Source organism: Chimaeribacter coloradensis (genome assembly GCF_002858715.1).
In the GTDB taxonomy this organism is placed as follows: Bacteria; Pseudomonadota; Gammaproteobacteria; order Enterobacterales; family Enterobacteriaceae; genus Chimaeribacter; species Chimaeribacter coloradensis.
This window is the reverse complement of record NZ_PJZH01000053.1, coordinates 1-7,961: the sequence shown is the minus strand read 5'-3', so window position 1 is coordinate 7,961 and position 7,961 is coordinate 1. Positions and strand designations below refer to the sequence as shown.

Below are 7,961 nucleotides of genomic sequence, written 5' to 3'. Positions count from 1 at the left end.
AGCCCGGAGGACGCTGGAGGGAACCCGCGGAGCGGGCAATAATTCTGCCGGGGCACCGAATGCGCGCGGGTGCAGGGCCGGCGCGCCGGCAGGCCCTGCTCGGTTGAGGCAATGAAAGTCAGGTAGACAACGACACATGAACAACCGAAACATACCACCCTACCCCTAATACCGGCTGCGGAATCGCAGAAAGACACCAGGCGTATGCCAACGCAACATACCTCGATCTAAATGTGCTCAGGGGCACATGTGCCCCCTCACATTCTTCCCCCCTCTATACTCATAATATCGCTGCAAAAACTCCCATCCGGCTGGATCTCAAAATACCTGGCGACGTCGGCTGACGTCCCCCTCTGTAACGCCAGAATGGCGTCCACAAAATGCGTGGGTGTCCGCATCCGGGTGATCCAGCTGCTGAACTCCAGCGACAGGCGGCCGCGGGTCACGCGCTCCGTCATCAGCCCGGCATCGCTGAACAGGCTCAGCCACTCGCCGCCCGAGTAGTTACGCACGTGGGAAGTGTCGCGCAGCATCTCGATGGTTTGCAGGTGGGTGTCCAGCAGCGGGTAGCCGGGCGACACCACGTCCATCACCATCACCTTGCCGCCCGGTTTCAGCACCCGCCGCACCTCGCGCAGCGCCTGCCCGACGTCGCGCCAGTGGTGCGCCGAATAACGGCTGATCACCCAATCAAACTCGCCGTCCGCAAACGGCAATGCCTCTGCCACCCCCTGCACGGTGCGGATATTTGCCAGCCCCCGCCCGTTGGCCGCCTGCGCCACCACCGCCAGCATCTCACCGGAGAGATCGTAGGCCGTCACCTCCGCCACCTGCGCGGCGGCGGTGAAACTGGCGTGCCCCGCCCCGCAGCCGATGTCCAGCACCTTCGCCTGCGGGCAGGCCGCCAGCCGCCGCGCCAGCCGCTGTAAATCCTCACCCTGCGCGTGTACCGCGCTGTTCAGGTACGCCCCGGCCTGTGCGCCGAACTGCCGATCCACTGCCTCTGCATGACTCCCCTGCTTTTCCATACTGCCTCCTGAATCATCGCGCCCCATTGCGCTATGGCCCTACTCTAAGCGGGTCGTCATACGGGTACAATATGAGCAGTTATACTGGTATAACAGCTACCTGCCTGAGCGATTGGATACCCCGACATGCCGCACGATGCCCTGAACGGCCCCAAAGCACTGGGGGCTTTTTTACGCGCCCACCGCGAACGCCTGACCCCGGCGCAGGCCGGGCTGCCGGGCGCCCCGCGCCGCCGCACCAGCGGGTTACGCCGTGAAGAGCTGGCGCAGCTCAGCGGCATCAGCACCACCTGGTACACCTGGATCGAACAGGGGCGCGAGGTCTCCGTCTCGCCCCTGACGCTGGCGCGGCTGGCGCGGGCGCTGCAACTCGGCACGGCAGAGCGTGACTACCTCTTCTCCCTCGCCCAGGCCAGTGACCCGGAAAGCCAGGACGCGGCAGACGCCGTCAGCCCGGCGCTGCTGGAGAGCGTGCAGCAGCTCCGCTGCCCCGGCTACCTGCTGGACAGCGTCTGGAATGTGGTCGCCTGGAATGCCCCGGCGCAGGCGCTGTTCAGCGGTTTCCTCGGCAGCGACCCGGCCCCTAACCTGCTGCGGTTCATGTTCCTGCACCCGCTGGCGCAGCACCTGGTGGCGGACTGGCCGGAGCGCGCCCGGCGCGTGGTGGCGGAGTTCCGCGCCGAGACGCGCCACTTCCCGCACTCCGCGCCGGTGCGCGAACAGGTAGAGGCGCTCTGCCGCGCCAGCCCGCAGTTTGACACCTGGTGGCACGGCCAGGCGGTGATGGCGCGCGAGGGCGGTGTGCGCCGCTTCCGCCACCCGCAGCGCGGCGAAGTGGCCTACCGCCAGCAGACTTTCTACCCGGCCGCCAGCCCGGCGCTGAAACTGGTGATGCTGCTGCCCGGGGATGACGCTGAAAACATTGACACCCAGCCGCAGAATGGGTAACGCTGAACGGCCCTGCCGATGAGGATAGTGCTATGATCCCACGCCTGATATACCGTGATACCGCCATCGAAATCCGCGCCCCGGAAGAGGCGGACGCCCCGCTGCTCTGCCGCGCCGTGCGTGACTCCCAGGCCGACATCGGCCGCTGGGAGAGCTGGTGCACCCCCGCCTATAACGTGGCCGACAGCCTGCGTTTCCTGCGGGATTCAGAGCAGAAACGTTCCCGCGGCAGTGAATACAATTTCAACCTGTTTGACCTCAACAGCGGCGGCATCATCGGTGCCATCTCCCTGAACCGCATCAGCTATGAATACCATATGGCCAACATCGGCTACTGGACCCACAGCGACCACACCGGCCGGGGGCTGGCCCCGCTGGCGGTGCGGGCAGCCAGCCAGTTCGCCTTTGAGCGGCTGGCGCTGACGCGGCTGGAGATTGTGGCGATGGAGCGCAACCACCGCAGCTGCCGGGTGGCTGAAAAAGTCGGTGCCACCGCCGAAGGGCTGCACCGCAACCGGCTCTATTTTCACGGTAAGCCCTGCCACGCCTGGGTTTACTCCCTGATCCCCGGTGACATCACCTACCCTGATGCCGCCGTGCCCCCGTTACAACAAAGGAATGCGACGTTATGACCTCTTCTTACCTCGTTACCCCGCACTGGCTGGAAAAACACCTCCAGGATGACAACCTGATCGTGCTTGACTGCCGCAAGGCCAAGCCCGGCACCACCCCGCCACGGCCGCTCGAAGAGGAGTACCGCGCGGCGCACATTCCCGGCGCGGTCTATTTCGACGTGGACAAACTCTCCGACCAGAACACGCCGCTGCCGCACATGCTGGCGGAAGATGCCTTCTTTGCCCGTGAGGCGGGTAAGCTCGGCCTGCGTAACGATCAGACCATCATCGCCTATGACGAGGGGGACTTTTTCTCCGCGCCGCGTATCTGGTGGATGCTGCGCCACTACGGCGCACAGGATGTGCGGGTGCTGGACGGCGGCATCAACGCCTGGCGCGCTGAGGATCGGCCGCTGGAACAGGGCGAGGTGAGCCGCCCGCCGCAGACTTTCCGCGCCGCCTTTGACCGCAGCCAGGTGAAATCCATTGATCAGGTCAGTGAGCTCAGCCAGAACGGCGACGCGCAGATCATCGACGCCCGCGCCGCCGGGCGCTTCCGCGGCGAGGTGCCGGAGCCGCGCCCCGGCCTGCACAGCGGCCACATCCCGAATAGCCTGAATGTGCCCTTTACGCTGCTCTCCGCCGATGGCCGTTTGAAAAAGCCGGAGGCGCTGAAGCAGACCTTTATCGATCAGGGGGTCGATCTGGAGAAACCGGTGGTGGCGAGCTGCGGTTCCGGCGTGACGGCGGCGGCGCTGGTGTTTGCCCTGGCGACGCTGGGCATCGACGCCAAGCTCTATGACGGGGCCTGGACGGAATGGGGAGATCTCAACGCACAGTGGCCGGTGGAAAAAGGGCCGGTGGAAAAAGGCTGAGCGGCGGCCAGATAAAAAGAAGCCCGCGCAAGGCGGGCGGAACAAACTGGATTATGTCAGGATTCTTATCAGGATGCTTTCAACCTGTTCAGTGTAGATCGGATTGCGGCGCATGATGTTATTAAAATGTAAACAAATGCGCCAACACCCCGAAAATGCTCAGCTATTCCCCCCCGCCCTGCCCACCTGACAGATAACGCCCCGGCTCCTGTGCGCCCGGCAGTGCCGATCCGGCCGGCAACGTGCCGAACCAGCGGTAGCGGTTTTTCGCCACGCCGTTATATACCCCATCACGCAGCCCAAGGGGGAACAGGCGCAGGATCGAAAGCATACGCCACGGCCAGCCGAGCTGCGCCAGAATGGCAAAAAACGCCTCCGACCGCACCTGCAACTGCCGGTCGTGGATCCAGGCGATGGTATTGAAATTATCCGTGGGCAGCCCGGCCCAGCGCAGCAGATCCTGCCCGGCGGGAGACTGCACCGTTGCAAGCCGCAGCACGCGCTGCCGGTCAGCGCGCAACAGAAAGCGCACCAGCCGGTGGCAGAGTGGGCACTCACCATCAAACAGCACCACCTGTTGGTCAGGCTGAAGGTGCGGCGGGCTGTCCGGCCGGGTTTGCATCATTTCCCCTTAGTTGTTTCCGGGCGCGGCTGCGCCATCGCCTGTTGGAAATCGCTGAACGGGCAGAAGCCCTGTGCATCGGCCGGGCAGCCGTTTAAACGCAGGGTGACGCGCTGTGGCGGGGTTTGCAGGGTCAGCGCGCTGTTGTTGCGGATCTGCTCCGTGGTCGGGTAGACATACTCCACTTTCAGCAGATCGCGGTTGGCGTGGCTGTCATGCCAGCGCTGGAACACCACCGCGCCGCTGATCGGCGTGCGCTCATACTGTTCCGGCAGCTGGTAATCCTGCACGTTCAGCGCCGCCAGCAGCGAGGCGATGTTGGAGTCATGCCCCACCAGCACCGCCAGTTTCGCCTGCTGCGCCGCCTGCTCATCCGGCGTTTTGCCGTGGGTGCCGTCCAGCGCCTGGCGGATAAAGCCCAGCAGCGGCGCGGCAGCGTTGGCAGCAATGGCCGGGGAGCCGAACAGCGTCTCATGGTAGAGGTTTTTGATTGCCTCTAACTGCTGCCACTGCGCCGGGGTGGAGACCTTGCCCCAGGCCACGTCGTTAAGCGGGTAGCCCTCATAATATTGCAGCATAAAGGCGTCAGCCGCGCCGGTGGCGGTGCGCAGCGGCCCGGTGATGCCCGGCTCCTTGCCCTGCGTCAGCTGCACCTGGGAGGGCTGTTCAGCCAGTGAACAGCGCTTCTCTTTTTTGCAGGTGTTGCTGTTGGGGTAATCCAGCACCTGCTCCAGGAAGGCGTAATTCGGGGCCAGCCGTCGGTTCAGGCCGTCAATGCCGCCTTCACCCGCATGGTCATTGATTGAGCGCAGCGCCTCCCGGCGGAAGGTGTCGGTAACGTCGGCGGTGATAATCGGGTTGAAGGTCGGATCCATGGTGCCGACCAGCAACTGGTGCGTGACGCGGACACCACAGCCCGGGAAAGCCCCGGCGACGAAGTGGGTGGCGGTGTCGATGGTGCGCGGCAGGCTGTTGGCGTAGGTAAACACCTGTTCCGGGGCCGGGCAGCCTTCAGCCGCCAGCAGCCCGGTGGTGCCGAGCCAGGCGCGGAAATAGGCCCCGACCTGTTCCTCCACCTGCCCGCCTTTCGGGGTCAGCAGCCCGCCGGGCGTCTTCCACACCGGCCAGGGGTGCGGCGTGGACTCCGCCAGCACATCGCCGTAGTTCACCAGCGGGGCGCGGATGCCGTGGCGGCTCATGATCACCACTTTTTCCAGCTGGTAGCCGGGGGGTGCGCCGTTGTCTGCTGCGCCTGCCGTGAGTGGTAACAGCAGCCCTGCCAGCGCTGCCGCGCCCCATCTCCAGTCCAATTTCTTCGCCATTGATCTCTCCATTGTGAAAATAGCCCGGGCGCGGGTGTTCAACCATTTGATCCTGCGCCTTTTTCCAGCATAGCGGTGTCTGGCGGAAAGGGTGAGAAGCGGCTCACATTCCCCCGGATCAGTGGCTGACCGAGTGGGAGAACAGGTTCATGATCACCACACCCGCCACAATCAGCGCCATGCCGATCAGCGCCGGGGCGTCGAGTTTCTGGCCGAACAGCAGCCAGCCCACCAGCGTGATCAGCACCACCCCCACCCCGGACCAGATGGCATAGGCGACGCCCACCGGCAGGGTGCGCAGGGTCAGCGACAGCAGGTAAAACGCGATGCCGTAGCCTGCCGCCATCAGCAGCACCGGCCCCGGCCGGGTAAAGCCGTCGCTGGCTTTCAGTGCCGAGGTGGCAATCACTTCCGCCACGATCGCCGCGAGTAAAATAGCCCACTGTGTCATTCCCTTCTCCCGTGTTGATTGCAGCCTTAAGCGTAGCCGCCGGTCAGCTTTGTGCCGTCACATAATGGGAAAAGGCAGCGGCCGGGGTCAACGCCAGGGTCTGTTTCATGTGGGCGATCTCCTCACCCGGCGGGCGGCCGAAGAAGCGTTTGAACTCGCGGCTGAACTGCGACGGGCTTTCATAGCCGACCTGAATCGCCGCCGCCGCCGCGGTGACGTCATGGCGGATCATCATCAGCCGCGCCTGGTGCAGCCGGGTCGATTTCAGATACTGGATCGGCGTGGTCTGGGTCACCGCCTTGAAGTGCGCATGGAAGGCCGGCACGCTCATGCCCGCCTCCCCGGCCAGCCGGCTGACGTCCAGCGCGGCGTCATAGTGCTGGTGGATGCGGCGCAGCGCGCGGGCGATTTTGCCGAAATTGCCCTGCTGCACCAGCGCCGCACGCATCGCGCCGCCCTGCTCGCCCATCAGCACCCGGAAGCAGATCTCCCGCACCAGCGACGGCCCGAGGATGTCCGCTTCCAGCGGCGTGCTGAGCGCCTCCAGCAGCCGCAGCAGGCTGTCGCTGAGCTTGCCGGTCAGCGGCGTGGCGACCATGCTTTTCGGCTCGGCGGCGATGCGCCCATGCCCCTCCTCAATCGCCAGCATCAGGTCGGCGGTGGTGGTGAGGTCAAGCCGCAGCGCCACGGCCAGCATCGGCTCCTCAGGGCTGGCCTCGGTTTCGGTGGCAAACGGCAGCGGCACCGACAGCACCAGATAGTGCTGCGCATCGTAGACGAACGCCTGATCGCCGAAGAAGCCGCGTTTGCGCCCCTGGCAGACGATCACGATGCTCGGCTCGTAGAGCACCGGCGTGCGCGGCAACGGCTGGTTGGCGCGCATAAAGCGCACGTTTTCCAGCGCGGACTGCGTATAGCCCTCACGCGGCGCGAGCCGCAATAACAACTCCACCATGCGCTGCCGGCGGCTCTCCTCCGCTAACAGGCTGACTGCCTCGCTCATTCTGCCCTCCTGAGATTGCTGAACCGGGTTACCACGCCCGGCTCAAGCATGGCACAGCCGGGCCACAACGCGCCAGTGGCCCTGTGGCTGAAGGCTAAAGCTGTGGCCTGCGCTGCCGATACTCAGGGATTAGATCTTTTTAACCACGGGGAAGCCAGGTGAGTAACAGCGACAAAGACCAATTTCTGAAGACCAGCCCACTCGCCATCATTGCGAGCCTGCGTGACCTCGAAACGCAGGATATCGCCGTGATGGTGAGCCATGCGCGCGGCCAGTTCGTGACCAAAGTGCTGGCGGTGCTGCCGGAGAGCCACGAATGGGTGCTCGACCTGAGCAGCGTCAGCCATGAGAACCGCATCGTGCTGGAAGCGGAGTCCCTGGGGGTGGTGGCGGAAACCGCCGCCGCGAAGATTGAATTCACCCTGAACGGCGGGCTGCGCGAGCAGACGTGGCAGGGGCTGCCGGCCTTTTATGCGCCGCTGCCCGCCTCGCTGTACGCCATCCAGCGTCGTGAGTATTTCCGCGTCAACACGCCGCTCTCCCTGGAGTTCAGCTGCCGCGGCACCCTGCCGGGCTACGGCGATTTCTGCTTCCAGGTGAAAGATATTTCACTCGGCGGCATCTGCCTCTATGCCAACAAAGCCTTTACCGGCACCTTGCAGCCGGGCACGGTGCTGCGCAATGCGGAGCTGGATCTCGGGATGTTCGGCAGCTTCACGCTGGACATCCAGTTTGTGGATGTGATGGTGAACCAGGTGCTGGACCGCAAAGGCGACACCCAGAGCCAGACCCGTTTCAGCTTCCGCTTCCCGATGCTGAGCGCGCCGCAGGAGCGCGATTTGCAGCGGGTGATTTTTGGTCTGGAGCGGTTGCAGCATGAGCGGCGGCAGCGGGTAAGGTAAGGGGGCGGGCTGGCGCGCCCGCAGGCGCTTTTTACTCTTGGTTTTGTGGAAAGGTTCCGGTTGTTTGGCAGACGAGGGTTTTTTCATTGGATCGGGGTAGGTTGCGTTGGCTCACGTTCAGCGTCTTTCTGCGGCCCCGCTGCCGCCACCGCGCAAGGGGCGCGTAGGCGCGCGCCCCTTGCATCCCCGCGCCCTG

At 64.7% G+C, this 7,961-nt stretch carries 9 protein-coding genes; 4 read left to right on the top strand and 5 right to left on the bottom strand.

The window, feature by feature from the left end; translation table 11 throughout:
* Positions 1-257: 257 nt before the first annotated feature.
* The gene (locus tag CYR32_RS20965) at positions 258-1,028 is read right to left on the bottom strand and encodes a class I SAM-dependent methyltransferase (RefSeq protein ID WP_101827019.1); all 771 of its coding nucleotides are present in this window, start codon (positions 1,026-1,028) and stop codon (positions 258-260) included.
* A gap of 126 nt (positions 1,029-1,154) precedes the next feature.
* Between CYR32_RS20965 and CYR32_RS20960 the strand changes: the two genes are divergently transcribed.
* Genes CYR32_RS20960 through sseA form a run of 3 tightly spaced genes read left to right on the top strand, consistent with a single transcriptional unit; the run spans position 1,155 to position 3,465 of the window.
* A complete protein-coding gene (locus CYR32_RS20960; protein ID WP_101827018.1) occupies positions 1,155-1,976 on the top strand; it encodes a helix-turn-helix transcriptional regulator in 822 nt (273 codons plus the stop codon).
* Between the two features lie 32 nt (positions 1,977-2,008).
* On the top strand, positions 2,009-2,608 hold the full coding sequence (locus CYR32_RS20955) for a GNAT family N-acetyltransferase (protein ID WP_101827017.1): 600 nt from the start codon (positions 2,009-2,011) through the stop codon (positions 2,606-2,608).
* Positions 2,605-3,465, top strand: a complete 861-nt coding sequence (gene sseA, locus CYR32_RS20950; RefSeq protein WP_101827016.1) for a 3-mercaptopyruvate sulfurtransferase — start codon at positions 2,605-2,607, stop codon at positions 3,463-3,465. Before CYR32_RS20955 ends, sseA begins: the two co-directional genes overlap by 4 nt.
* A gap of 163 nt (positions 3,466-3,628) precedes the next feature.
* Here the strand turns inward: sseA and CYR32_RS20945 are convergent, their stop codons facing one another.
* The 4 genes from CYR32_RS20945 to CYR32_RS20930 all read right to left on the bottom strand — a co-directional run bounded on the left by CYR32_RS20945 (position 3,629) and on the right by CYR32_RS20930 (position 6,863).
* On the bottom strand, positions 3,629-4,087 hold the full coding sequence (locus CYR32_RS20945) for a thiol-disulfide oxidoreductase DCC family protein (RefSeq protein WP_101827015.1): 459 nt from the start codon (positions 4,085-4,087) through the stop codon (positions 3,629-3,631).
* A complete protein-coding gene (gene agp, locus CYR32_RS20940) occupies positions 4,087-5,409 on the bottom strand; it encodes a bifunctional glucose-1-phosphatase/inositol phosphatase (RefSeq protein ID WP_101827014.1) in 1,323 nt (440 codons plus the stop codon). Before agp ends, CYR32_RS20945 begins: the two co-directional genes overlap by 1 nt.
* 118 nt (positions 5,410-5,527) lie before the next feature.
* Positions 5,528-5,860 (bottom strand): DMT family transporter, encoded by a 333-nt coding sequence (locus CYR32_RS20935; RefSeq protein WP_101827013.1) that lies wholly within the window; start codon positions 5,858-5,860, stop codon positions 5,528-5,530.
* Positions 5,861-5,903: 43 nt separating this feature from the next.
* Complete coding sequence (locus tag CYR32_RS20930; RefSeq protein WP_206602472.1) at positions 5,904-6,863, bottom strand: AraC family transcriptional regulator; 960 nt, start codon at positions 6,861-6,863, stop codon at positions 5,904-5,906.
* A 158-nt stretch (positions 6,864-7,021) separates the two neighbouring features.
* On the opposite strand from CYR32_RS20930, the gene CYR32_RS20925 reads away from it, so the two are divergent.
* Positions 7,022-7,765: a flagellar brake protein gene (locus CYR32_RS20925; protein ID WP_101827012.1), complete on the top strand. Its 744-nt coding sequence runs from the start codon at positions 7,022-7,024 to the stop codon at positions 7,763-7,765.
* The last annotated feature ends 196 nt before the right edge of the window (positions 7,766-7,961 follow it).

Bases quoted from the DNA above. Each gene is read 5' to 3' on its own strand.
- CYR32_RS20965 (WP_101827019.1), bottom strand. From the start codon at position 1,028: ATGGAAAAGCAGGGGAGTCATGCAGAGGCAGTGGATCGGCAGTTCGGC.
- CYR32_RS20960 (WP_101827018.1), top strand. From the start codon at position 1,155: ATGCCGCACGATGCCCTGAACGGCCCCAAAGCACTGGGGGCTTTTTTA.
- CYR32_RS20955 (WP_101827017.1), top strand. From the start codon at position 2,009: ATGATCCCACGCCTGATATACCGTGATACCGCCATCGAAATCCGCGCC.
- sseA (WP_101827016.1), top strand. From the start codon at position 2,605: ATGACCTCTTCTTACCTCGTTACCCCGCACTGGCTGGAAAAACACCTC.
- CYR32_RS20945 (WP_101827015.1), bottom strand. From the start codon at position 4,087: ATGCAAACCCGGCCGGACAGCCCGCCGCACCTTCAGCCTGACCAACAG.
- agp (WP_101827014.1), bottom strand. From the start codon at position 5,409: ATGGCGAAGAAATTGGACTGGAGATGGGGCGCGGCAGCGCTGGCAGGG.
- CYR32_RS20935 (WP_101827013.1), bottom strand. From the start codon at position 5,860: ATGACACAGTGGGCTATTTTACTCGCGGCGATCGTGGCGGAAGTGATT.
- CYR32_RS20930 (WP_206602472.1), bottom strand. From the start codon at position 6,863: ATGAGCGAGGCAGTCAGCCTGTTAGCGGAGGAGAGCCGCCGGCAGCGC.